Genomic DNA, 24160 nt, shown 5'->3' with positions numbered 1-24160 from the left:
GATTTTTTAGCATTGATATTTCTTGTAAATCAGCTTGTTTTGTCCTACTTTTGCAGCCTCAAAATTAAAATAAACAATAAAATGACAGCTGATAAAGTAACCACTTTTGATGTATTAGTTGAGATTCCACGCGGAAGCAGAAACAAATACGAATACGATTTCGATTTAAAAAGAATGCGTTTTGACAGAATGTTATTCTCTTCAATGATGTACCCTGCAGATTATGGTTTCATTCCAGAAACTTTGGCTTTGGATGGTGATCCGTTAGACGTATTGGTGTTGGTTACCAAACCGACGTTCCCTGGATGTGTGATTGAAGTAAAACCAATCGGAGTATTCCACATGGCAGATGATAAAGGACCGGATGAGAAAATTATCTGCGTACCGGTTTCGGATCCTATCTGGAATAAATTAGATGATTTGTCAGACATGAACCCGCACTTAATCAAAGAGATTGAGCACTTCTTCCAAGTGTACAAAGATTTGGAGAACAAGAAAGTTGATGTTGAAGGATGGGGAGATGTAAACGATGCAAAGCGAATTCTAAAAGAGTGTGTGGATCGTTTCAATGCAATTGAGAACAAACCGGAAGGCTTATTTAGCATTAAATAATAGATTTTCCTAAAATTTTATAAAAAAAGCAATGTTCTGTAAAGAATGTTGCTTTTTTATTTGTTTGGGTTTCGTTATATTTACTAAAATTAACTAAATACCAAACCAAATTTATGGAAAAAATGATTGTTTATGTGCCGATAGTATTGGCCATATTAGGTCTTGTGTTCATGGGTATCAAAGCCGCTTGGGTGAAGAGCCAGGACGCAGGTGACGAGAAAATGCAGGGTATTTCTAAAAGTATTCAGGAAGGGGCCATGGCGTTCCTAAAAGCGGAGTACCGAATTTTAGGAATCTTTGTAGTGATTGCCTCAGTTGCATTGTTTACCGTTTCCAGATTTGTGGAAACTTCCCATTGGATTATTGTAGTGGCTTTTGTTTGCGGAGCTTTCTTTTCAGCTTTGGCCGGAAACATTGGGATGCGCATCGCTACTAAGGCGAACGTGCGTACTACTCAAGCGGCCAAAACCAGTTTGCCGCAAGCTTTGAAAGTTTCCTTTTCAGGCGGAACGGTTATGGGGCTTGGTGTAGCCGGGCTAGCGGTTTTAGGACTAAGTATCTTCTTTATATTATTTACCAATATGTTTGTTACCGGAGCAGGAAATTTCTACGAAGAAATGACAGTTGCTTTGGAATGTTTGGCAGGTTTCTCCTTAGGGGCTGAATCCATTGCATTATTTGCCCGTGTAGGTGGTGGTATTTATACCAAAGCAGCCGATGTTGGTGCCGACTTAGTTGGAAAAGTTGAAGCAGGAATTCCGGAAGACGATCCGCGTAACCCTGCAACCATTGCCGATAACGTAGGGGACAACGTTGGAGATGTTGCCGGTATGGGAGCCGATTTGTTTGGTTCGTACGTAGCGACAGTTTTGGCTTCGATGGTATTAGGAAACTATATCATCAAAGATATGACTGAAGCGGCTGGAGCACAATTTACCGACGCGTTCAATGGAATGGGGCCAATTTTGCTGCCGCTGGTAATTGCGGGAACAGGAATTTTATCATCAATCATCGGAACTTTCTTTGTAAAAATCAATAATAATGAGGCCAAAGAAGCTCAAGTGCAAAGTGCCTTAAATTTAGGAAACTACATTGCTTTAGGATTAACGGTAGTAGTGTGTTGGTTTTTAATTGATTTCATGTTACCGGAAACTATTCACATGAAATTCTTCGGAGAAGGAGTTAAAGCAATTCCAAGCCGCCATATTTTCTACGCAACTTTAGTAGGTTTGGCTGTAGGCTGGTTGATTTCCGCTTTCACGGAATATTATACCGCTTTAGGAAAGAAACCGGTTTTAAATATCGTTCAGAACTCCTCTACGGGTGCTGCAACTAACATTATTGCAGGTTTGGCAACAGGTATGAAATCTACTTTTTCATCGGTTATCCTTTTTGCGGTAGCGATTTGGGGATCTTATGAATTAGCTGGTTTCTACGGAGTGGCGATTGCTGCTTCAGCAATGATGGCAACTACAGCAATGCAATTAGCGATCGATGCTTTTGGGCCGATTGCCGATAACGCAGGAGGTGTAGCCGAAATGAGTGAATTGCCAAAAGAAGTTCGTCAGCGTACCGATGTTTTGGATTCGGTTGGAAATACAACGGCAGCAGTAGGGAAAGGGTTTGCGATTGCTTCGGCAGCGTTAACGGCACTTGCATTATTTGCGGCGTATGTGACCTTTACAGGAATCGACGGAATTAATATTTTCAAAGCCGATGTGCTAGCTGCTTTATTTATCGGAGGAATGATTCCGGTAATCTTCTCGGCTTTAGCTATGCAATCCGTAGGAAAAGCTGCGATGGACATGGTTAACGAAGTACGTCGTCAGTTCCGTGAAATTCCGGGAATTATGGAAGGAACCGGAAAGCCGGAATACGGAAAATGTGTTGACATTTCAACACAAGCTGCTTTACGCGAAATGATGTTACCGGGAGCAATTACTATTATCACGCCAATTATTGTTGGAGCGATTATGGGACCTGAAGCTCTTGGAGGGTATATGGCAGGTGTTTGCGTTTCCGGTGTGCTTTGGGCGATTTTCCAGAACAACGCCGGTGGAGCTTGGGACAATGCTAAAAAATCGTTTGAAGCCGGTGTAATGATCAACGGTGAAATGACGTTCAAAGGTTCCGATGCACACAAGGCAGCAGTAACCGGAGATACGGTTGGAGATCCATTCAAAGATACATCAGGACCGTCGATGAATATTTTAATTAAATTGACTTGTTTGGTAGGATTGGTAATCGCTCCGATTTTAGGAAGTGGTAACGGACATGGTTCCCATCATGAAAAGGCTGCTTGTTGCGCCACATCTGAAATGCAGGCAGGACACCAAATGAAGTGTGATATGTCAAAGATGGCTACCATGACCAAAGAAGAATGTGCTAAAATGTGTGATGAAATGGGATGCGATGATGAAGAAAAAGCGATGTGTATGTCACATTATGATGCAAACGGAAAATTCATAAAAAAAGCCGATTGCAAAATGGCTTGTTGTACTGAAGGAGGTATGATGAAAAAAGAAGTTTCCAAACAAATAACCATTCAGAAAGAAGAGGTAAACGGTAAAGTAAAAGCTACGGTTAAAATCACTTCTGAAGTAAACGGAAAAGCGACTACCGAAGAGAAAATCTTTGAAGGAACCGAGGCCGAAGTTCAGGCAAAAATCGATGAATTCAGGGATAAATAGTATGTATTTCGTGATAATAAAAAGCTCCGCAATTTGTGGGGCTTTTTTATTTTAGTACTTTTAACCAAACAACAACACACATTTTAATGAATAAGTTTTTTACCTTTCTTTTTTTTGTAATTACTACTGTTGGATTGGCTCAAAATCCGTTGCCTTTAATTCCGCAACCTAAAGAACTTAAGCAAAATCAGGGAGCTTTTTCTCTTAACAAGGGAACAGTAATTGTAGTTTCCAATTCAGAAAGCACAAGTGAAATAAGATTGTTCAACGAATTTTTAAAAGCGAATTACAATCTCGAATTGTTAGTAACCGATAATTCCAAGAGTTCGTTAAATACGATACAAATTCAAGTTGAAAATCCAAAAGAAGAGCAATCGGCTAAATACACCTTAAATGTTAGTTCCAAAGAAATCCTAATCAACGCTAAAAGTAATTTAGGACTTTTTTACGCCTTTCAAACCCTGCAACAATTATTGTCAACCGCAACAGCAGACGAACTTAAAATCCCAAATGTTGAAATAAAGGACGAACCGAAATACGTCTGGCGCGGGATGCACCTCGATGTTTGCCGTCATTTCTTTCCGAAGGAATTCATCAAAAAATATATTGATTATCTGGCCATGTACAAAATGAATACGTTTCATTGGCATTTAACCGACGATCAGGGCTGGCGTATCGAAATCAAAAAATATCCGAAACTAACAGAAGTGGGTGCTTGGCGAAAAGGCTCTATGGTAGGGCATTACAATGATCAAAAATTTGATGATAAGCGTTACGGCGGTTATTATACGCAAGAAGATATAAAAGAAATTGTGGCTTATGCAAAAGAACGTCACATCACAGTAGTTCCAGAAATTGAGATGCCGGGTCACGCTGTAGCGGCTTTGGCCTCGTACCCTGAATTGTCCTGTACCGGAGGTTCTTTTGAAGTGGCGCTGCAATGGGGCGTTTTGGACGATGTACTTTGTCCGAAAGAAAGCACTTTTGAGTTTATGGAAAATGTTTTAACCGAAGTAATGGTGCTGTTTCCGTCGGAATATATTCACATTGGCGGTGACGAGAGCCCGAAAATCCGTTGGAAAAACTGTTCGCATTGTCAAGCGCTAATCAAAAAAGAAGGCTTGAAAGACGAGCACGAACTACAGAGTTATTTCATCAAACGCATCGAAAAATTTGTTAACAGCAAAGGAAGAAAAATCATTGGTTGGGACGAAATTTTAGAAGGCGGTCTGGCACCCAACGCAGCGGTAATGAGTTGGCGCGGTACCGAAGGCGGAATTGCAGCAGCCAAACAAAAACATAATGTAGTAATGACACCGGGTTCCCACTGTTATTTCGATCATTATCAGGGAGAACCAAAAAACGAACCGGTTGCCATTGGCGGTTATACCACGGTGGAAAAAGTCTATTCGCTAGAACCCACTCCCAAAGAATTGTCTGCAGATGAAGCGAAGTATATTTTAGGCGCTCAAGGTAATATGTGGACGGAATACATGAATACTCCTGAACACGTCGAGTATATGGCCATGCCGCGAATGGCAGCTTTAGCCGAAGTGGTTTGGGGGACTTCAAATACAGCCAAGTATAAAGATTTTCAAAACCGATTGCTCCAGCATTTTTCGGTGTATGATAAAATAGGCATCAATTATAGCAGAGCGATTTTTGAAGTGACTTCTAAAGTTTCTCCAAATGAAAAAGGAACAGGTGTACTTTTTAATTTAAAATCTACAAATCCTGGTATAAGGTTTACTACTGACGGAACAGCGCCAAAAGTAACTTCAGAACTTTATTCTAAACCAATTTCCATTACTAAAAATCAAACCGTAAAAGCGGCTTATTTTGAAAACGGAAAGCAGAAAAGCACAATTATTGAACAGCCTTTTTTTATAACTAAATCCACAGGAAAGAAAATAAGTCTGACTCATCTTCCTCATGAAAATTATGGAATTGGCGGAAGTTTTACTTTAGTGGACGGGATGCGTGGCAATATGGAAAAATACGGTCGCGACTGGATTGGTTTCTGGGGAAAAGATTTGGAGGCCGTAATTGATTTGGATAAAAAACAAGCGGTCTCTAAAGTTTCGCTTGATGTCTTGACCAATGACGGAAGCTGGATTCATTATCCGAAATTTGTCGAGGTTTTGGTCTCCAATGATGGGAAAATCTTTCAGTCAGTAAAGAAGGTTTCTACAGAAGAAATTTTAAAAAGTAAAGGAATTGTAAACTTGATTTTTGATCAACAAAATGTACAATACGTGAAAGTAATTGCGCCTAATGCCGGAAAAATTCCTGATGGGAAGCCTGGTGCAGGTTCCGATTGCTGGTTGTTTGTAGATGAAATCATGATCGAATAAATACTTGATATGACAAATCGTAGAAATTTTATAAAAACTACTGCAATGGCCTCAGTGGCTGTCGCATTGCAGGCTTTTAAAGGTAAATCCGAAGAAGTAGAAGAAACAGTAACCGTTTCAACAAAGGTGAAAAAACCAATTGTGCTTTCCACCTGGAATTTCGGGATTCAGGCCAATGAAGCCGCATGGGAAGTTTTAAAGAAAAAAGGACGTGCTTTAGATGCCGTGGAAGCCGGAGTACGAATTCCCGAAGCCGATCCCAAAGAAAGAAGCGTAGGTTATGGTGGAAGACCCGACCGTGACGGACGCGTAACTTTAGATGCCTGTATCATGGACGAGTTTTCAAATATTGGTTCGGTAGCTTGTTTAGAGCATATTAAACACCCAATTTCCGTAGCAAGGGCTGTCATGGAAAAAACACCACATGTCATGTTAGTGGGTGAAGGAGCATTGCAATTTGCTTTGTCACAGGGTTATAAGAAAGAAAATCTTCTGGTAGAAGAATCGGAAAAAGAGTGGAAAGAATGGCTTAAAACCAGTAACTACAAACCAATTGTTAATATAGAAAATCACGATACAATCGGTATGATTGCTTTGGATACGCAGGGTAATTTGTCCGGAGCTTGCACTACCAGTGGTATGGCCTTTAAAATGCACGGTCGTGTGGGAGATTCGCCAATTATCGGAGCCGGGTTGTATGTTGATAACGAAATCGGAGCGGCTACTGCAACTGGGCACGGCGAAGAAGTAATCCGAATTGCAGGTTGTCATTTGGTGGTGGAACTGATGCGTCAGGGAAAATCACCGCAAAAAGCTTGTGAAGAAGCAGTAATGCGCATCGTAAAGCTGACCAAAAACCGAAATAAAAATCTGAAAGACATCCAGGTTGGGTTCATCGCCTTAAATAAAAATGGGGAACACGGAGCATATTGTGTGCAGGGTGGTTTTAATTACGCCAAATACGACCAAACCGGAAATAAATTGATTGATTCGGATTATTATTTGAAAGGATGAAGAAAATAGAAATTGCCTGTTTTAACAGCGAATCGGCTCTAATTGCACAGGAAAGCGGTGCCAACAGAATTGAATTTTGTGCCAACATCAAAGAAGGAGGAACTACCCCGGATTTCGACTCCACAAAAAAAATACGTCAGGAGATCTCCATCGATTTGTATGTAATGATTCGACCTCGAGGTGGAAACTTTACCTATTCTGATACCGAATTTCAACAAATGAAAACCGAAATCCAACAGTTCAAAGAACTTGGCGTGAATGGATTTGTATTTGGAATTCTTAAAGAAGATAAAAGCATTAATATTGAGCAAAATTCAGAATTAGTTGAATTGGCAAGACCTTTACCGTGTACGTTTCACCGTGCTTTTGATCAGGTGCAAGAGGTGCTTCCGTCGTTGGAACAGGTAATTCAATGTGGTTTTTCGACGATACTTACTTCCGGAACTATGTCTAATGTGGTGGAAGGAATTTCGGTTTTAAAACAATTGGTTGAAAAAGCCAATAACCGTATTACCATTATGCCCGGTGGCGGTTTACGATCCACCAATGTCGATTTGATTGAGCAGCAAACTAATGCAGGGTTTTATCATTCTTCGGCTATTACTGATGGAAGTGAAACTGCAAACAGTAACGAAGTTAAAGCCTTAAAATCGTAATAGAAACTGAAAATTATTTACCATATAAGTCATATAAGCTTTTACCATAAGCCACTTATATGACTTATATGGTTGAAAATTATATTTTCCAGAAAGATGAAAACGTGTTTTAAAATATTTTTTTGTTGTTTGCCGATGTTTGTTTTGGCTCAAAATTCTTATAAAAATTTAGGAAACGAAAACTGGCAATTCAGAAAAAAAGGCGATTCTAAATGGCTTGCTGCAAGTGTACCGGGAACGGTTCATACTGATTTACTTCAAAATAAAGTTATCGAAAATCCTTTCTTCGCAGCCAATGAAAAACAGTTGCAATGGATTGAAAATGAAACGTGGGAATACGAATCAAAGTTTACTCTTTCTTCGGAAGATTTAAAAAGTGAAAACATCAAGCTGCAATTTGATGGATTGGACACCTATGCGGAAGTTTTTCTGAACGGGAAATCAGTTTTAAAAGCCGACAATATGTTTCGAATTTGGAAAATTGATGCGAAAAAGTTCTTGGAAAAAGGTGAGAATAAATTGCAAATCGTTTTCGAATCGGCAGTTAAAAAAGGGAAAGAAGCAGCAGGGAAATTAAATTACACCTTACCAGGCGATGAAAAGATATTCACACGAAAAGCCCAATATCAGTACGGTTGGGATTGGGGGCCACGTTTTGTAACGGCTGGAATCTGGAAAAAAGTGCAATTGTGTTTCAGTAATTCGGCAGCAATCCAAAATGTAAAATTTGAACAGAAAAGCCTAACCGATGCCAAAGCTGAACTCGTTTTTATTACTTCTGTGAATTGCTTGAAATCAGGTAATTATAACTTAAAAATCAATGATAAAATTCAGGTTGTTTCTTTAAAAAAAGGAACGAATCAAGTAAAAGTTGATTATGAAATTTCCAATCCAAAACGCTGGTGGACTAATGGTTTGGGCCAAGCGTACTTGTATCCGTTTCAAGTTTCCTTACAAAAGAACAATCAAACTATAGATCAGCGTTCACTTAGTGTGGGATTAAGAACGTTGGAACTGGTTCAGGAAAAGGATAAAACGGGCAAAAGTTTCTACTTCAAACTCAATGGAGTTCCGGTGTTTATGAAAGGCGCCAACGTCATTCCTCCAGACAGTTTTATACCAAGAGCAAATGATTCGGTTTATAAAAGTATTGTGAAAAATGCAGTTGAGGCGAACATGAACATGCTACGCGTTTGGGGCGGTGGTGTTTATGGAGATGATGCTTTTTACGAAGAATGCGACAAAAAAGGGATTCTAGTTTGGCAGGATTTTATGTTTGCCTGTGCGATGTATCCGGGCGATGAAGCGTTTGTGCAGAATGTAAAGCAGGAAGTAATCGATAATGTCAATCGTTTGCAGAACCATCCGAGTTTAGCCCTTTGGTGCGGAAATAACGAAAGCGATGAAGGCTGGCACAATTGGGGCTGGCAGAAACAATATAAATATTCGGCTGTGGATTCTACTAAAATCTGGAACGATTATAAAAAGTTGTTTCATGAGGTGATTCCGAAGACGTTAGACAGCCTTTTACCGAAAGAAAAAAACATTTACTGGCCGTCTTCTCCCTCAATAGGCTGGGGCAGAAAAGAAAGTTTACTACAGGGTGATTCGCACTACTGGGGCGTTTGGTGGGGAATGGAACCCTTTGAGGTGTATAAGAACAAGGTAGGGCGTTTTATGAGTGAATACGGTTTTCAAGGAATGCCAAATCGGGAAACTTTTAAATCTTTTGCTTCTGAAAATGAGTTGAGTCTGACTTCTGAAGCCGTAAAAAACCATCAAAAACATCCAACCGGATATCAGACCATTCAAACCTATATGGAACGGGAGTATAAAGTTCCTTCAAAATTTGAGGATTATATTTACGTTTCGCAACTATTGCAAGCCGAAGGAATGAAGACCGCTATCGAAGCCCATCGGCGCGCAAAACCTTATTGCATGGGAACCTTGTATTGGCAATTGAACGATTGCTGGCCGGTTACTTCGTGGAGTTCCGTGGATTATTTTGGGAACTGGAAAGCGTTTCATTATCAGGCGAAACGAAGCTTTGAGAATGTTTTGGTTTCTGTTAGTGAAGAGGAAAATCAACTCAAAGTCTATGTGATTAATGATGAATTGGCTGTTAAAAACGGAAAATTAAAACTACAACTTTTAAATTTTGACGGAAGAATTGTTTGGCAAAAAGAGATGAATATTAAGTTTGGAGATAATAGTTGCAAGATGCTTTTTGCTTTGGATAAAAAAGAGTGGGAGGGATTGAATTTAAACCAAATTGTGTTTTCTGCAGAATTCGAAACCAAACGAACTTTGTATTATTTTGTGAAACCTAAAGACTTGCAACTAAAACTGCCTAAAATAAGTATTAAGCAACTTGATGAAAACACTGTGGAGGTAAGTACAGATGTGTTGGCTAAAAATGTTTTTTTAAATGCAGAAAAATGCCGTTTCAGTGATAATTATTTCGATTTGCTTCCGGGAGAGAAAAGAATAATTCGTTATGAAGGAAATCTGACCCAGACCGAAATCAAAAGCCTTAATCTGATCAATTTGGATTAGTTTTGCCGCTGCTGCTACCAAGATCTATGTTGCCAATATCATTTAGTGTATTAATTATAAGGATGAGTCCGACAATGGTAACCGCAGTAGCTGAAAGGCAAATAATTGTAAGGGTGTTCGATTTTCTTTTGTTTAGCACCCGCACTTTTTCAATTGTGGCTTCATTGAGTTGAATTCTTGTGACTCCTTTGTTGGTATTCTGCAGCCCGTAATAAATATCATTGTTTTTTTCTACTCTTTTGAAAATAATTTTTTTATTGTTAAGGGTGGTTATTTTTACCAAGGTGTTGGCTTTTGAAGCTTCTTCCAAACTCACAGGTACTGAATGGTACGCTTTACAACTTTGAAAGAGAAAAACTATCGCCAAAAGAAAGCTAATAGTTTTCAGGTTTTTGTACTTTTTTGACATCGCTCAAATTTTTGATTATTGAGCATTAGTAGTCGGTAAAAGAGGTACATAAAGATACAAAAAAGCCTCTTAAATTTAGAGGCTTTTCTGTTTAAAATAATCCGTTGATCTCGGCGTCAATACGGTTGATCACATTTCCTAAATCTTCCGGGTTGTTTACAAAATCGATGTTGTCTACGTCAATAATCAAAAGTTTTCCCTTGTTGTACGTTTGCGCCCATGCTTCGTAACGCTCGTTCAATCGACTTAAATAATCGATCGAAATAGTGTTTTCATATTCACGTCCTCTTTTGTGAATTTGAGAAACCAGATTTGGGATCGAACTTCTCAGGTAAATCAATAAATCAGGCGAACCTACTAAGTTTTCCATCAGTTCGAACAAAGAGGAATAGTTTTCGAAATCGCGGTTGCTCATCAGTCCCATGGTATGAAGATTCGGGGCGAAAATGTGCGCGTCTTCATAAATGGTTCGGTCCTGAATGATCTTTTTTCCACTTTCGCGAATTTGCAATACCTGACGGAAACGACTGTTAAGGAAATAAATCTGTAAGTTGAACGACCAGCGGTCCATTGAATGGTAAAAGTCGTCCAGATACGGATTGTCTACCACATCTTCAAAATGCGGTTCCCATTTAAAATGTTTTGCCAGAAGTCGTGTAAGTGTTGTTTTTCCTGCGCCGATATTTCCTGCTATTGCTATGTGCATTATGGTAAAATTAATTTATAATTTCTGATTTCGTTGTCGGTAAAAATAGATAAAATTTGTTCTTTATAATAAAAACTTTGAAAGCTTTTTTCCGGAATCGGGACAATTTGTGAAGTTTGTTTTTCCCAATCCCAAAGAGTTAGAATACTGCCTTTTTTTAACAGGATTTCTTTGGAGGAGATAATTTGCATGCTGTCAAAGTTGGGGACTTCTCCCAGAAAATTTATTTTCCCAAAAAGGTTACAGGCGAAGAGTTTATGCTGATCATCCACCCAGTAAAAATAATTGTAATCGGATTGGGAAAACAAGATCGGATGTTCGAAAATCACCGTTATAGGATTGAAAACCTGCTTTTGAAAATCATATAATCCCAATTTTTGAGTAGCTAAATCAAATAACCAAAGCCGGTTTTGGGAGGCTAGTCCGATTTGTTGAGGTAATAACTCAGGATTACTTTCCGAAAAATTGATTTTAAAGGTTTCGTTAAGCTGACTGTCCAGTAAAACCACCGAATTCATGATTTTATAAAAGAGCACAATTTGTAATGGATTCTGCAGATCAACACTGTGAATTTTTCCGAGAGGAAGGCTTCTGTAAACGTATTTTTTTTGTGGATTCTCTTTCCTGAATTCGTTTTGCGTAATGCTGTAAGTGTTTGCGTATGCATCTTTTCCGACAAAAGTGTCAGGTTTAATTTTTTCAGTTCCGATGAATTTCAAATCGAGTTGTTTCTCTTGAGAAAACCCCAAAGAAGTCATTAGGAAGAAAACGATTGCGAATAAATTTTGCATGAGAGCCAAATTACGAATAAACCTTTTAAAAAAATAAAAGTCAAAACAATAAATTTGTAACAAACAGTGAATTGGCTCGTCTAATATTTCTTAAAAAATAACAAGCACGTATGAAAAAATCAGCGTTGGTAATTTTAGCAGTTTTTGCATTTTCGATTTCAGCTTTTGCTCAGGAATTTCAAGGAATGGCAGTGTATGAGTCGAAAACAAGTACTTCCGATTTCAAATCCCGAATGGACGGCAATAAAGAAATGACGCCCGAAATGCGCAAAATGATCGAAGAGCGGGTGAAAAAAATGATGGAGAAAACCTTTATTTTAAATTTTGATAAATCGGCCTCCATTTATAAAGAAGAAGAAAAATTAGATGCTCCGGGGCAAAGTCAGGGTGGTTTCAGAATGATGAGTTCGATGATGGGCGTTGGAGGAACCTACTATAAAAACGTAAAAGAAAAATCCTATACCGTTGATAAAGAGTTTATGGGAAAAGAATTTCTGGTAGTAGACACCTTGCCGAAACTGAATTGGAAACTTGAAAACGAGACCAAGAAAATTGGAGATTACACCTGTTTTAAAGCAACAGCTGTTAAGAAAGTAAGTGCTTCCGATTTTCGTCAGGCACGTCCTAAAAAAGAAGAGGAAGCCAAGAAAGACGAAAAAACAACCGAAACTCCCAAAGGAAGAACCAATTTCATGACCGATTTCGAAATGCCTAAAGAAGTTACCATAACCGCTTGGTATACTCCTGAAATCCCTATTAATCAAGGACCGGAAAGCTATTGGGGATTGCCGGGGCTTATTCTGGAAGTGAACGACGGGAAAACCATAATTATGTGTTCCAAAGTGGTGATGAATACCAAAGACAAGGTTGAAATTAAAGCACCTAAAAATGGAAAAGTAGTCAAACAAAAAGAGTTCGATGAAACCGTACTAAAGAAAATGGAGGAAATGCGCGAACAATTCCAATCCCAAGGAGGTAATCGCGGTGGAATGCAAATTCGTATGGGCGGACATTAAGAATCAAAACAATAATCTGAGGGTACTCTTATGAGAAATCTATTTTTCGCTGTTGTGTTTTTCATAACAGCTTTTTCATTTTCACAAAACGTAAAATTCGAAGGAACCATTAAAGATTCTACCGGTGTGGTTTTGGAAATGGCCAATATTATGGCGGTAAATCAGGCTACCAAAGCCATGGATGGGTATTCCATAACCGATGACAAAGGGCGCTTTCAGATTTTGTTGAACCCAAATACGTCGTATTCGGTTAAGGTAAGTTATGTTGGTTTTCAACCGTATGAAACAACAATAAAAACCACTACGGAAAACATAGTTAAGCACATCGTTTTGAAAGAAGGAACAATGCTTAATGAGATTGAAATTGTTAAGGAAATGCCGGTTTCTATAAGTGGAGATACAATTATTTACAACTCCGATTCGTTTCGTAACGGTACGGAGCGCAAATTGGAAGATGTACTGAAAAAACTTCCCGGGGTAGAGGTAAACAAAGACGGTGAAATTCAGGTAGAAGGGAAAAAAGTTCAGAAAGTAATGGTGGAAGGAAAGGATTTCTTCGACGGTGATACCAAAATTGCAACCAAAAACATTCCTGCCGATGCGCTTGATAAAATCCAGGTATTGCGAAACTATAACGAAGTAAGTAATCTGAAAGGCTTCGAAAACAATGAGGAAAACGTGGCGCTAAACATCAAATTAAAAGAAGGTAAGAAGAATTTCTGGTTTGGTGATATTACGGCGGGTATCGGGGTAGGTCATAAAGAAGACCGGCACATTGTGAATCCGAAACTGTTTTATTATAATCCCAAATACAGTTTGAATGTAATAGGAAATTTGAACAATATAGGCGAGCTTCCGCTTACTATGCAAGATTATTTTAAGTTTACCGGTGGCTTTAAAAACATGATGCGAAAAGCCGGAACGAGTTTTAATGTTTCTTCTAATGATTTGGGGATTTTAGGCTTGCGCAACAATCAAGCGAAAGAAATCGATACAAAGTTCGGGGCGGCAAACTTCAGTTACAATCCATCAAAAGCTTGGACGATTAGTGGTTTTGGGATTTTGATGGGAAGTCAGACCGATTTGCAGACCACTTCTAAATCTACACGAGTGGATTCCCGCAAAGATACTAATGGTAACACTTTAACAACAACTACAGTAAATAACGAAAGTTCGACCACTAATCAGAATAGTAATTTGGGGCTTTTTAAATTGAGTTCCAGTTATGTTCCTAGTGAAAAAGTACATTTCGATTATGATGCTTTGCTTAAAATTTCCAAGCAAGACGAAAAAACAACCTTGCTTTCTAATTCTACACAAACCAATGATGCCGGAGTTTACACGCTTTTTAATGATGTCTATTCCAATAAGAAGCAAAATCCGTTTTCGGTTAATCAGAACCTGAATTATTATTATACCTTAAACGAAAAGAACGTTTTTGCCTTCGAATTGCAGCATTTGTATCAGGATGAAGATCCGTTTTACAACGCCAATCTGAAAATTCAGCCTTTTGATCTTGGTTTGGAATATCAAACGGGGCAAACCCGAAATGATGTAAACCAAAGTCGTTTTGTTAAGACTAATAAACTTGACGGGAAATTCGATTACTACTATATGCTTACCCCGAAAAGTAACATCAACATTACTTTAGGAAATACCTATTCCTGCCAAAATTTCAACTCCCATATTTTTCAGGTTTTGAATGGCGGAACCCGCAATGATTTGGATGATGCGAAAAACAATAACAAGGTAAATTATGCGTTTAATGATGTTTTTTTAGGGCTGCATTACAAATTTTTGATGGGTAAATTCACGTTCAATCCGGGGTTCAGTGTGCATAATTATCAAACGACCGACCAGCAGTTGGGCAGTTCGAACAAGAATTCCTTCAACCGAATCTTGCCGGATGTATATGCGCTTTGGCAGTTGAAAAAATCGGAAACGCTTACCTATAATTTTATGATGAGCAACAATTTTACTGATATCAACAAATTAGCAGAAGGTTACGTGTTTTCCAATTATAATAGTTTGTTTGGTGGAAATCGATTTTTGGAAAACTCCTTGTCTCAGGTGCATTCGTTGCGTTATTTCAGATACAATATGTTTAATTTTGAAAATATTTTCGCTAACCTAATGTATACCAAGCAAGTGGATGGGGTAAAAAGTAAAGCAATGTTCACAGGAATTAACCAGCAATCGACTGCGGTTAACATGAATTCTTCGTTCGCCGATGAAACGCTTTCCGGAAGTGGAAATTATGGACGTTCGTTTTTGCGTTATTACAAAGCTTCGCTTGGGGCAAGTTTAAATTGGAGTAAGTTCAACAACATCCGTGTTTATCCAGATCTGGATTTAGATCCTAATAACAATCCAACAGAGGTACAAAGCACGGAGTCTTTTACCCAAAATTATAATGTGAAATTTTCAACAAATTATAAAAAAATACCAAACATCGAATTGGCTTATAATTTTACGGTTAATGATTTTACAAGTGATACGTTTTATGTGGACAGTCCTTCGGTTACTTTGGAGTATTATTTCTGGGATGCGTTTTCGTTTACTTCGGAATATTCGTTTTACCACAACCGAAACAAGTCGAAAACCTCCAATAACGAATACGATTTCTTGACCGCCAATTTAATGTACCAGAAAAAAGACAGCAAATGGGAATGGAAACTCTCCGGAACGAATCTTTTAAACACAACTTCGTTGAACGACAGCGGTTTTAATCAGATTGGAGGAGGGAGTATTTTCTCAAGTTATTTTGTACAGCCTCGATATGTGATTTTGAGTTTGAAATATGCTTTATAATGATTGATGAAAGAAAAGTTTTGGAAAGACATGAAAAGGTTGTTGCAAGAACCCGAGGGATTGTTTTTGTTTGTTTGGGATTGATGTTTCTTGTTAATTTTTTCTACAAGGATAAGGATTCCGATATGAAAGTCTACATGATTTCAGGAATTGCATTGGTGACATCGTTGGCTTTTTTTTACCGATTGTTTTTTGAGATGCGCAACAAAATTTTCGATCCTAAGAGAAAACTTTTTGCGATAGTTTTCTTGTTCATTTCGGTATTGATTATGATTTATTTCTGGAAGCTTGAATAAAAAAACCACGCTTTTTGCGTGGTTTTTTTTAAATATCTGAACTAATAATTAAATTACAATCCGAAAGCAGCTTTCACTTGGTCAACATAATCCAGTTTTTCCCAAGTAAACAACTCTACCGTTACGGTTTTTTCTTCACCACTTGGTGATTTGAATGTTTTGGTTACGGTTTCAGGTTTTCTTCCCATGTGTCCGTAAGCCGCTGTTTCACTATAGATTGGGTTTCTTAATTTTAAACGTTGCTCGATAAAGTAAGGACGCATATCGAAAATAGCTTCAACTTTTTTAGCGATTTCTCCATCGGTTAAACTTACTTTAGAAGTTCCGTAAGTATTGATGTAGATTCCCATCGGTTTTGCTACACCAATTGCATAAGAAACCTGCACTAAGATTTCATCAGCAATACCAGCCGCTACTAAGTTTTTAGCGATATGACGGGTTGCATAAGCAGCAGAACGGTCTACTTTTGAAGGATCTTTTCCTGAGAAAGCACCACCACCGTGCGCACCTTTTCCGCCGTAAGTGTCTACGATGATTTTTCTTCCGGTTAAACCAGTGTCTCCGTGAGGTCCTCCGATTACGAATTTTCCTGTCGGGTTGATGTGGTACTGGATTTTATCGTTAAACAAGTGCGCATACTGAGGGTATTTTGAAATGATTCTAGGAATCAAGATCTCAATGATGTCTTGTTTGATTTTTGCCAACATTTCAGCTTCCGCAGCGAAATCATCGTGCTGTGTTGAAATTACAATAGCGTCAATTCGCGTTGGTTTGTTGTTGTTATCGTATTCCAATGTAACCTGAGATTTTGCATCAGGACGTAAATAGGTAATCGCTGAATTTTCTCTTCTCAAAGCAGCTAATTCCTGGAGTAATTTATGAGACAAATCCAGAGCTAACGGCATATAATCTGCCGTTTCGTTGGTTGCATAACCGAACATCATTCCTTGGTCTCCGGCACCTTGCTCTTCTTTGCTGGCGCGGTCTACCCCTTGGTTGATGTCTTGGGATTGTTCATGAATTGCAGACAAAACCCCACAAGAGTTGGCCTCAAACATGTATTCGCTTTTGGTGTAACCAATTTTCTTGATTACATCGCGTGCAATTTGTTGAACATCAAGGTAAGTCTTGGATTTTACTTCTCCAGCCAAAACAACCTGTCCTGTGGTAACTAAAGTTTCACAAGCAACTTTTGATTCAGCATCGAAAGCTAAGAAATTATCGATTAATGCATCTGAAATCTGATCCGCAACTTTGTCCGGATGTCCTTCACTCACTGATTCTGACGTAAATAAATAAGCCATAGTAAATTGTTTTAAAATTTAAGCGAGGAAACTAATTTGCAGAGATTGCCTAAAGGAGTAGTAGTACTGCTTTAGCATTTTTTTATGAGGTTGCAATCAGTTCAAATTTTTCCTCTTGATTTTCAGCTGCAAATGTATGAAAGAATTTCGATTCGCAAACAAAACTTAACATTTTTTTGAATTTTAAGAATTCGCAATGAAAAAGTAAATACAAAGTATTTAAATATATATTTGGCAATTAAAAATGTTAAAATTTGTTTTTTTGTTTGGTTAAGTCGATTTTAGTTTTCAATTTTGCAGCATCAAAACAGAAGAAAAAATGAATTCAATTAAACGCTATACATGTCATTTTATGTGGAAAATATCCGCAGAGGACTCTATTGCTTAATTTTAAATTCATTTAAAAATATAAAAGCTAAAGCCTCTGCACACCGCAGGGGCTTTTTTAATTTAAACCCAATTCAACTAAAAAACTTAAAATAATTAATTAGAATAAAAAATGAGAACAACGGCAATTAAAAACCTGTTTAGTAAACGAATGATGTGCAAGTATACGCACCACATTCCCCATTATTGTTGCCGAAAGCGAACGAGTTAATCTCAAGTTATAGTTCAAACTGTAAAAGTCCTTTTGGTAACACAACCAGAAGGACTTTTTTTATTCAAATACATTTCAATTATTTTAAAAAAATAAGATCATGACAGCTTTAAAAAATAAAATCAAAAAAATACAAACCATCGTTTCCTTAATCGAGAATGCAGAGAGAAGACTCAATGAGAATTTGTTGGAGTTAAGCCAGGAAAGAGAAATCCCAGCATCAGAATTACTGATTCTAGAAATCAACACAAACGAAAACGAGTTCCTTTTCATTTAACCCTTAAAATACAGTAATCATGAGCAGTAAAATAGTATCAGTAACAGGAATTTCCATCAACAGCAACCAGTTTTCGGTAAATGCAAACGGCTCGGATTTATCAATTAACAATGCTCTTTCTATCGGCGAAGGCAAAGTACCTAGTCCAACAGATTATTTACTTGCAGGATTTGCCGGTAGCATTAACGCTGTTGGCTTAATTGTCGCAGAAGAATTAGGAATTGAGTTAAAATCGGTTCAAGTAGATATTGTCGGAGAATTGGAAACCAAAAAAGCGGAAGGACTGCCCACACGTTCCAGAGCGGGATTTAGAAAAATCGAAGTAATCGTAAAACCTACCTCCGATGCGCCGTTAGCTTTGCTCAAACAATGGATTGATGAGGTAAAAGAAAGATGTCCGTTACGCGATAACCTGATCAATTCCACACCGGTTTTACTCACGCTTTTAAAAGAATACAAGCAGCACGACGCTGCCTAACGATAAGTTGTTTTGTTTGTTAAACCACCTCCGGTACGTCTGCCAACACAGCCGGGGGAGGTTTTAAAAAAAAAAGAAAAAAAATCTATAAAAGAATTTATTTTTTAGTTTAAATAGAAAAAACAACTATTTTATTTTTTTAAACAGAAAAAATATCTAAATTCGCACCGTAATAAAAGAAAATGAAAACAATTAAGCAAAATATGATGGCTATGATGTGCGGATTTCCGCAGAGGAAGTTTTTTGCTTAATTCTAACGAATAGTATCAAAAAACCTCTGCATTCCACGGAGGTTTTTTTTATTGAAAATAATACAACTTATATGAAAAGTATAACAGCAAATAGAATATCAATGAAAAGAATGATGCGAATGCACCAGGTTTGTTGTTACCCAAAAAGGAAGAGTTAATCTCGTGTTATAGTTCAAACTGTACAATCCTTTTGGTAACCTTTCCAAAAGGATTTTTTTAAATCAAATTGATAAAATAATAAAAGATAACACGATGAAAATCAGGTTGTTTTAAACGAATGCTAAAAATGACGACACTTCAAAAAATAGATATTTTCGATTTTACCCTGCAAAGCGGAAGTTACAAACGCTGGTTACCCTTGTATTATCAGGTATTTGGCCAGTCAATCGGAACCGCACCGGTGGTTTTGGTGAATCATGCCTTAACTGGAAATTCACAAGTGATTGGAGAAAAAGGCTGGTGGAATGCGCTAATTGGTAAAGAGAAAACCATCGATACGGATTTTTACACGGTTATCGCTTTCAACATTCCGGGCAACGGTTTTGACGGTATTGCAGAAAACCTGATCCAGAACTACAAGGATTTCACTACAAAAGATATCGCGCTACTGTTTTGGGAAGGATTACAATTCTTAGAAATTCATAATCTTTTTGCAGCAATCGGAGGAAGTTTGGGTGGTGGAATCGCCTGGGAAATGGCTTTTTTAAAACCAAACCACATTGAACACCTGATTCCGGTGGCTTCGGATTGGAAAGCATCGGATTGGTTGATTGCCAATGTTCTGGTGCAGGACAAAATCTTGAATAATTCTGAAAATCCGGTTCACGATGCCCGTTTGCATGCGATGCTTTTGTATCGTACGCCGCAATCGTTTAAAGCGAAATTCAATCGTGGTAAGCAGGAAAATCAGGAGTTGTATCAGATAGAAAGCTGGTTGTTGCACCATGGAGAAAAACTGGAAAATCGTTTCGCTCTGGAATCCTATAAACTGATGAATCATCTTTTGAAAACCATCGGAGAAAGCACAAATTGTGGCCAGTTTATCAGTTTTGCTAAGCAGACCTCAGCTAAGATTCATCTGATAGCGGTTGATTCGGATTATTTTTTTACTGCGGATGAAAACCGTGAAACCTATGAGATTCTGAAACGCGTCAATTCAAATGTAAGCTATTATGAAATCCAATCAATTCATGGGCACGACGCTTTTTTAATAGAGTTCGAACAACTCAACACCATTTTAAAAAACACCTTTAATATACATAAGATAAAACTAAACTAAAAAACCAAGACAACTATGAAAATTTTAAAATTCGGAGGGAAATCCTTAGCCTATGATGGCGGGTTCGATAAAGCCATCAGTATTATTTTAGACAAGGTTCATCGTCAGGAAAAGTTTGCCGTTGTGGTTTCCGCTATTGGAAATGCAACGGACGATTTGGAAGAAATCCTAGAGAAAGCCAAGCGAAACGAGGTTTATCAGGTTCAGCTGGAAAACTTTAAAAAGTATCAGAGAAGTAATTCTTCCGCAGATTTGAAAACCGAGTTCGAACTACTGGAAAAACTCTTCGAAGGCGTGGCTCTTTTAGGTGATTACAGTAAAAAAATAAAAGACAATGTGTTAGCCCAAGGCGAAGTAATTTCCGGAAAGGTCGTAACTCAAGCCCTGAAAGAAAAGGGAATCAATGCTAATTTTTCAGACACAAGACAATTAATAAAAACCGATGCCAAATTCGGGAACGCCCAACCGGTCGATGTGATTTCCCGAAAGAACGTTCAAAACCATTTTGCGGCCAACAATGGAACAACCGTAAATATTGTAACTGGCTTCATAGCTTCGAGTACCGATGGCGAAACCACTACTTTAGGACGCAACGGCAGTAACTTCACCGCTTCACTTCTTGCTAATTATTTAGATGCTGAAGAATTGCAAAGCTTCACCCACGTAGACGGTATCTTCACAGCCAACCCGGATTTAGTACCGGATGCCAAAAAAATAGACCAGCTTTCCTTTGAGGAAGCTAACGAAATAGCCACTTTCGGTGCTACTATTCTTCATGCAAAAACCATCATTCCGCTTATTGAAAAGAAAATTCCGCTTCGAATTTTAAATACCTTCAACCATACCCATAACGGAACCTTAATCAATTCTGAAAATTCCCGGAAAGGCATCAAGTCGCTTTCCGTTTTGGAAAATGTAACCTTGGTAAATTTAGAAGGCCGCGGGTTGTTAGGAAAACCGGGAATCGATGCCAGGATCTTCCGTGTTTTGGCGCAGAACAACATTAGTGTAAGTATAATTTCCCAAGGTTCTTCGGAACGAGGTATCGGTTTTATTGTAAATGCTGCGGACGCTCAAAAGGCAAAAGCCTCCATTGAAGCCGAATTCGAATTGGACTTTTATACGAATGATGTAAGCAGTGTGTATTTAACGGAAAACGTTTCGGTAATTTCCATCATCGGACAGGAATTGGCCACGTTCAATAAACCGTATGATGCTTTAATTCGCAACCAGATTGTTCCGATTTTGTTCAACAACACCGTGACCGGAAAGAACGTGAGTTTAGTGGTGGAACGCGTGCAACTTAAAAAAGCCCTGAACGTAATTCACAGTGAAATTTTCGGGATTACTAAGAAAATCAATTTGGTGGTTTTCGGTCACGGAACGGTTGGTAAAACCTTGATTAATCAGTTGTTGGAGAGCCGTGAAAACATCATCCAGAGAAAAGGGATTGAACTGAACATTGTCGCGATTGCCAATTCCAGACAGTTTATCTTCAATGGAAAAGGGGTTTCTGATAAATGGGAGTCGGAACTGCAAACTTCCTCTCAAAAATCGTCCATCGAATCTATTTTATCAGCAGTTAATGATCATCATTTAGGGAATTTGATCGCCATCGATACTACGGCCAGCAAGGATTTTGTTTCCAATTATGTGGAATTGATCAAGAACGGTTTCGATCTGGTTTCTGCCAATAAAATCGCCAATACCAAAGAATACAGTTTCTACAAAAACTTACGTGAAAATCTGAATTATTATCAGAAAAATTATTTGTACGAAACCAATGTTGGTGCCGGTTTACCGTTAATTGATACGATTCGATTGCTGCACCATTCCGGAGAAAACATTACCCGAATCCGTGGTGTGTTTTCAGGAACGTTGAGTTATTTGTTCAATACGTTTTCCGTCACCGATAAAACCTTCAGCGATGTTTTAAAAGAAGCTATCGAAAAAGGCTTCACCGAACCCGATCCACGCGAAGATTTGAATGGGAACGATGTAGGGCGAAAATTATTGATTCTGGCCCGTGAGTTGGATTTAAGCAACGAATTCTCGGAAATCAAAATCCAGAATCTTATCCCGGAGAATTTACGCGAAGGAAGCGTTGAGGAATTTTTAAATCGATTAGAAGAATTAAACCCAATTTACCAGAACACAAAAGCCAACCAATCCGAAAGCCAAGTATTGCGCTACGTAGGCGATTTGTCTGGTGATTTATCTGTGGAAAACGGTGCGAATCTCGAAGTGAGTCTGGTGTCTGTTCCGCAGGAAAGTTCATTGGGGCAACTAAAAGGTTCCGACTCCATTTTCGAAATCTATACCGAATCGTATGGCGAAAATCCAATCGTGATCCAAGGTGCTGGAGCAGGAGCGGCAGTAACGGCTCGTGGCGTATTCGGGGATATTTTACGTCTAGCTGAGAAAAGTAAATAGTAAAAAGAGCATAGAACATAGAACATTAACCATATAAGTCATTTAAGTTTTTTGAAATTCTAAAAGGCAAAGTTTGAAACTTATATGACTTATATGGTTAAAAAATAAACAAAACAATTTAAAATGAGCAATTCCGAATTCGGCTTTGAAACCCAAGCCATCCGAACCCAAACCGAGCGCACCCAGTTTTTGGAACATTCCGTGCCTTTGTATTTAACCTCTAGTTTCGTTTTCGAAGATGCGGAAGACATGCGAGCGTCGTTCACAGAAGAAAAAGAGCGCAATATTTACAGTCGCTTTTCGAATCCGAACACCAGCGAATTTGTGGAGAAAATCTGCAGAATGGAAGGTGCGGAAGATGGGTATGCTTTCGCAACCGGAATGGCAGCAGTCTATTCCACATTTGCGGCATTATTGGAAGCAGGTGATCACATCGTTTCCGTAGGGAGTGTTTTTGGTTCAACCCATACGTTGTTCACCAAATATTTTCCCAAGTGGAACATCACAACCAGTTATTTCGACATCAACAAGCCGGAAACCATTGAAAGCTACATTCAACCGAATACGAAAATCCTTTTTGCTGAATCACCCACCAACCCAGCGGTAGATATCATCGACTTGGAATTGTTAGGGCAAATAGCCAAAAAACACAACCTGATTTTAATCATCGACAACTGTTTCGCTACACCATTTCTGCAAAACCCTATCAAGTATGGTGCGGATTTAGTGGTGCATTCCGCAACCAAATTAATTGACGGTCAAGGACGTGTTTTAGGCGGAATCACGGTTGGAAGAGCTGATTTGATTCGTGAGATTTATTTGTTTTCACGAAATACCGGTCCTGCTTTGTCGCCATTCAATGCCTGGGTTTTGTCCAAAAGTTTGGAAACCTTGCCGATCCGTGTAGAAAAACACTGCGAGAATGCTGTAAAGATAGCCGAGTTTCTGGAAAGTCATCCGAAGGTGAAGCAAGTAAAATACCCGTTTTTGAAATCGCATCCGCAGTATGAAATTGCCAAAAAGCAAATGCGTTTGGGGGGTAATATTGTTGCGTTTGAAATTCAGGGTGGAATAGCAGCAGGAAGAAAGTTTCTGGATAAAATTCAATTGTGCTCTTTGTCGGCAAATTTAGGTGACACTAGAACGATTGTAACGCATCCGGCATCCACCACGCACAGCAAATTATCGGAAGAAGAACGTCTAGCGGTAAGTATAACCGATGGTTTGGTACGTGTTTCGGTAGGTTTGGAAACCGTTCAGGATGTTATTAGGGATTTGCAGCAAGCGTTAGAATTATAAACTAATTTTTTCTAAAATAAAAGAATATAAATCTAAAATTATTGATTTTAAAATCAATAATTAGAAAATATTTCCGAATTAAAAATTAATTGTTAGCTTTGCACCGTTCTTACACAAGCTGACGTTATCACGAAAGGCAGAGGGACTAGACCCGATGAAGCCTTAGCAACCCTACTCTTGTAGAAGGTGCTACATTCTACCGCACATGCGGGCAGATAACAAGATACTTTTTCGGTATCTCTCTGATTTTCATGATAACATATTTTTTTAGGATTGGGAGCGAACGGCTTGGGCTTTTTTGCTGTCCCTGTTCCCGCTATCCGCTATATC

At 38.5% G+C, this 24160-nt stretch carries 18 protein-coding genes and 1 riboswitch; of the genes, 14 read left to right on the top strand and 4 right to left on the bottom strand.

Annotated features, from left to right (window positions below; all coding sequences use genetic code 11):
- The first annotated feature begins 81 nt into the window (after positions 1–81).
- From LZZ90_RS00285 to LZZ90_RS00260, 6 genes are all read left to right on the top strand, one after another.
- Positions 82–612, top strand: coding sequence for an inorganic diphosphatase (locus LZZ90_RS00285; protein ID WP_237788684.1), 531 nt, complete (start codon positions 82–84; stop codon positions 610–612).
- Between the two features lie 113 nt (positions 613–725).
- A complete protein-coding gene (locus LZZ90_RS00280; protein ID WP_237788683.1) occupies positions 726–3302 on the top strand; it encodes a sodium-translocating pyrophosphatase in 2577 nt (858 codons plus the stop codon).
- 86 nt (positions 3303–3388) lie between these two features.
- A complete protein-coding gene (locus LZZ90_RS00275; RefSeq protein WP_237788682.1) occupies positions 3389–5656 on the top strand; it encodes a family 20 glycosylhydrolase in 2268 nt (755 codons plus the stop codon).
- A gap of 9 nt (positions 5657–5665) precedes the next feature.
- Positions 5666–6670 carry an isoaspartyl peptidase/L-asparaginase family protein gene (locus LZZ90_RS00270; RefSeq protein ID WP_237788681.1) on the top strand — a complete coding sequence of 335 codons (1005 nt, stop codon included), beginning with the start codon at positions 5666–5668 and terminating at the stop codon, positions 6668–6670.
- Positions 6667–7326 (top strand): copper homeostasis protein CutC, encoded by a 660-nt coding sequence (locus LZZ90_RS00265; protein WP_237788680.1) that lies wholly within the window; start codon positions 6667–6669, stop codon positions 7324–7326. Before LZZ90_RS00270 ends, LZZ90_RS00265 begins: the two co-directional genes overlap by 4 nt.
- Before the next feature lie 135 nt (positions 7327–7461).
- Positions 7462–9882: a glycoside hydrolase family 2 protein gene (locus LZZ90_RS00260; protein WP_237789172.1), complete on the top strand. Its 2421-nt coding sequence runs from the start codon at positions 7462–7464 to the stop codon at positions 9880–9882.
- On the opposite strand, the gene LZZ90_RS00255 is transcribed toward LZZ90_RS00260, so the two are convergent.
- The 3 genes from LZZ90_RS00255 to LZZ90_RS00245 form a co-directional block, all read right to left on the bottom strand.
- Complete coding sequence (locus tag LZZ90_RS00255; RefSeq protein ID WP_237788679.1) at positions 9869–10291, bottom strand: hypothetical protein; 423 nt, start codon at positions 10289–10291, stop codon at positions 9869–9871. The genes LZZ90_RS00260 and LZZ90_RS00255 overlap by 14 nt on opposite strands.
- A gap of 91 nt (positions 10292–10382) precedes the next feature.
- Complete coding sequence (locus LZZ90_RS00250) at positions 10383–10997, bottom strand: deoxynucleoside kinase (protein WP_237788678.1); 615 nt, start codon at positions 10995–10997, stop codon at positions 10383–10385.
- Positions 10997–11788 carry a hypothetical protein gene (locus LZZ90_RS00245; RefSeq protein WP_237788677.1) on the bottom strand — a complete coding sequence of 264 codons (792 nt, stop codon included), beginning with the start codon at positions 11786–11788 and terminating at the stop codon, positions 10997–10999. Before LZZ90_RS00245 ends, LZZ90_RS00250 begins: the two co-directional genes overlap by 1 nt.
- Before the next feature lie 110 nt (positions 11789–11898).
- Here LZZ90_RS00245 and LZZ90_RS00240 point away from each other — a divergent pair, with 110 nt between their 5' ends.
- Genes LZZ90_RS00240 through LZZ90_RS00230 form a run of 3 tightly spaced genes read left to right on the top strand, consistent with a single transcriptional unit; the run spans position 11899 to position 15911 of the window.
- Complete coding sequence (locus LZZ90_RS00240; RefSeq protein WP_237788676.1) at positions 11899–12804, top strand: GLPGLI family protein; 906 nt, start codon at positions 11899–11901, stop codon at positions 12802–12804.
- Positions 12805–12834: 30 nt separating this feature from the next.
- The gene (locus LZZ90_RS00235) at positions 12835–15615 is read left to right on the top strand and encodes a carboxypeptidase-like regulatory domain-containing protein (RefSeq protein ID WP_237788675.1); all 2781 of its coding nucleotides are present in this window, start codon (positions 12835–12837) and stop codon (positions 15613–15615) included.
- Entirely contained in the window at positions 15615–15911 is a 297-nt protein-coding gene (locus LZZ90_RS00230) for a hypothetical protein (RefSeq protein ID WP_237788674.1), read from the top strand. Before LZZ90_RS00235 ends, LZZ90_RS00230 begins: the two co-directional genes overlap by 1 nt.
- A gap of 53 nt (positions 15912–15964) precedes the next feature.
- Here the strand turns inward: LZZ90_RS00230 and metK are convergent, their stop codons facing one another.
- The gene (gene metK / locus LZZ90_RS00225; RefSeq protein ID WP_237788673.1) at positions 15965–17215 is read right to left on the bottom strand and encodes a methionine adenosyltransferase; all 1251 of its coding nucleotides are present in this window, start codon (positions 17213–17215) and stop codon (positions 15965–15967) included.
- Between the two features lie 698 nt (positions 17216–17913).
- On the opposite strand from metK, the gene LZZ90_RS00220 reads away from it, so the two are divergent.
- From LZZ90_RS00220 to LZZ90_RS00200, 5 genes are all read left to right on the top strand, one after another.
- Complete coding sequence (locus LZZ90_RS00220; RefSeq protein WP_237788672.1) at positions 17914–18090, top strand: hypothetical protein; 177 nt, start codon at positions 17914–17916, stop codon at positions 18088–18090.
- A gap of 19 nt (positions 18091–18109) precedes the next feature.
- Positions 18110–18568: an OsmC family protein gene (locus LZZ90_RS00215; RefSeq protein WP_237788671.1), complete on the top strand. Its 459-nt coding sequence runs from the start codon at positions 18110–18112 to the stop codon at positions 18566–18568.
- A gap of 537 nt (positions 18569–19105) precedes the next feature.
- Complete coding sequence (locus tag LZZ90_RS00210) at positions 19106–20098, top strand: alpha/beta fold hydrolase (protein WP_237788670.1); 993 nt, start codon at positions 19106–19108, stop codon at positions 20096–20098.
- A 15-nt stretch (positions 20099–20113) separates the two neighbouring features.
- Entirely contained in the window at positions 20114–22531 is a 2418-nt protein-coding gene (thrA, locus tag LZZ90_RS00205; RefSeq protein ID WP_237788669.1) for a bifunctional aspartate kinase/homoserine dehydrogenase I, read from the top strand.
- A gap of 123 nt (positions 22532–22654) precedes the next feature.
- Entirely contained in the window at positions 22655–23830 is a 1176-nt protein-coding gene (locus LZZ90_RS00200; protein WP_237788668.1) for a PLP-dependent aspartate aminotransferase family protein, read from the top strand.
- A gap of 121 nt (positions 23831–23951) precedes the next feature.
- Positions 23952–24052, top strand: a riboswitch (SAM riboswitch).
- The last annotated feature ends 108 nt before the right edge of the window (positions 24053–24160 follow it).

This window comes from Flavobacterium sp. SM15 (assembly GCF_022012335.1).
Lineage (GTDB): Bacteria > Bacteroidota > Bacteroidia > Flavobacteriales > Flavobacteriaceae > Flavobacterium.
Note: the sequence above shows the minus strand (reverse complement) of the source record. Positions and strands in the feature narration are given on the sequence as shown.

Excerpts from the sequence above, each read along its gene's own strand:
- LZZ90_RS00285 (WP_237788684.1), top strand. The coding sequence starts at position 82 with ATGACAGCTGATAAAGTAACCACTTTTGATGTATTAGTTGAGATTCCA.
- LZZ90_RS00280 (WP_237788683.1), top strand. The coding sequence starts at position 726 with ATGGAAAAAATGATTGTTTATGTGCCGATAGTATTGGCCATATTAGGT.
- LZZ90_RS00275 (WP_237788682.1), top strand. The coding sequence starts at position 3,389 with ATGAATAAGTTTTTTACCTTTCTTTTTTTTGTAATTACTACTGTTGGA.
- LZZ90_RS00270 (WP_237788681.1), top strand. The coding sequence starts at position 5,666 with ATGACAAATCGTAGAAATTTTATAAAAACTACTGCAATGGCCTCAGTG.
- LZZ90_RS00265 (WP_237788680.1), top strand. The coding sequence starts at position 6,667 with ATGAAGAAAATAGAAATTGCCTGTTTTAACAGCGAATCGGCTCTAATT.
- LZZ90_RS00260 (WP_237789172.1), top strand. The coding sequence starts at position 7,462 with ATGTTTGTTTTGGCTCAAAATTCTTATAAAAATTTAGGAAACGAAAAC.
- LZZ90_RS00255 (WP_237788679.1), bottom strand. The coding sequence starts at position 10,291 with ATGTCAAAAAAGTACAAAAACCTGAAAACTATTAGCTTTCTTTTGGCG.
- LZZ90_RS00250 (WP_237788678.1), bottom strand. The coding sequence starts at position 10,997 with ATGCACATAGCAATAGCAGGAAATATCGGCGCAGGAAAAACAACACTT.
- LZZ90_RS00245 (WP_237788677.1), bottom strand. The coding sequence starts at position 11,788 with ATGCAAAATTTATTCGCAATCGTTTTCTTCCTAATGACTTCTTTGGGG.
- LZZ90_RS00240 (WP_237788676.1), top strand. The coding sequence starts at position 11,899 with ATGAAAAAATCAGCGTTGGTAATTTTAGCAGTTTTTGCATTTTCGATT.
- LZZ90_RS00235 (WP_237788675.1), top strand. The coding sequence starts at position 12,835 with ATGAGAAATCTATTTTTCGCTGTTGTGTTTTTCATAACAGCTTTTTCA.
- LZZ90_RS00230 (WP_237788674.1), top strand. The coding sequence starts at position 15,615 with ATGATTGATGAAAGAAAAGTTTTGGAAAGACATGAAAAGGTTGTTGCA.
- metK (WP_237788673.1), bottom strand. The coding sequence starts at position 17,215 with ATGGCTTATTTATTTACGTCAGAATCAGTGAGTGAAGGACATCCGGAC.
- LZZ90_RS00220 (WP_237788672.1), top strand. The coding sequence starts at position 17,914 with ATGACAGCTTTAAAAAATAAAATCAAAAAAATACAAACCATCGTTTCC.
- LZZ90_RS00215 (WP_237788671.1), top strand. The coding sequence starts at position 18,110 with ATGAGCAGTAAAATAGTATCAGTAACAGGAATTTCCATCAACAGCAAC.
- LZZ90_RS00210 (WP_237788670.1), top strand. The coding sequence starts at position 19,106 with ATGACGACACTTCAAAAAATAGATATTTTCGATTTTACCCTGCAAAGC.
- thrA (WP_237788669.1), top strand. The coding sequence starts at position 20,114 with ATGAAAATTTTAAAATTCGGAGGGAAATCCTTAGCCTATGATGGCGGG.
- LZZ90_RS00200 (WP_237788668.1), top strand. The coding sequence starts at position 22,655 with ATGAGCAATTCCGAATTCGGCTTTGAAACCCAAGCCATCCGAACCCAA.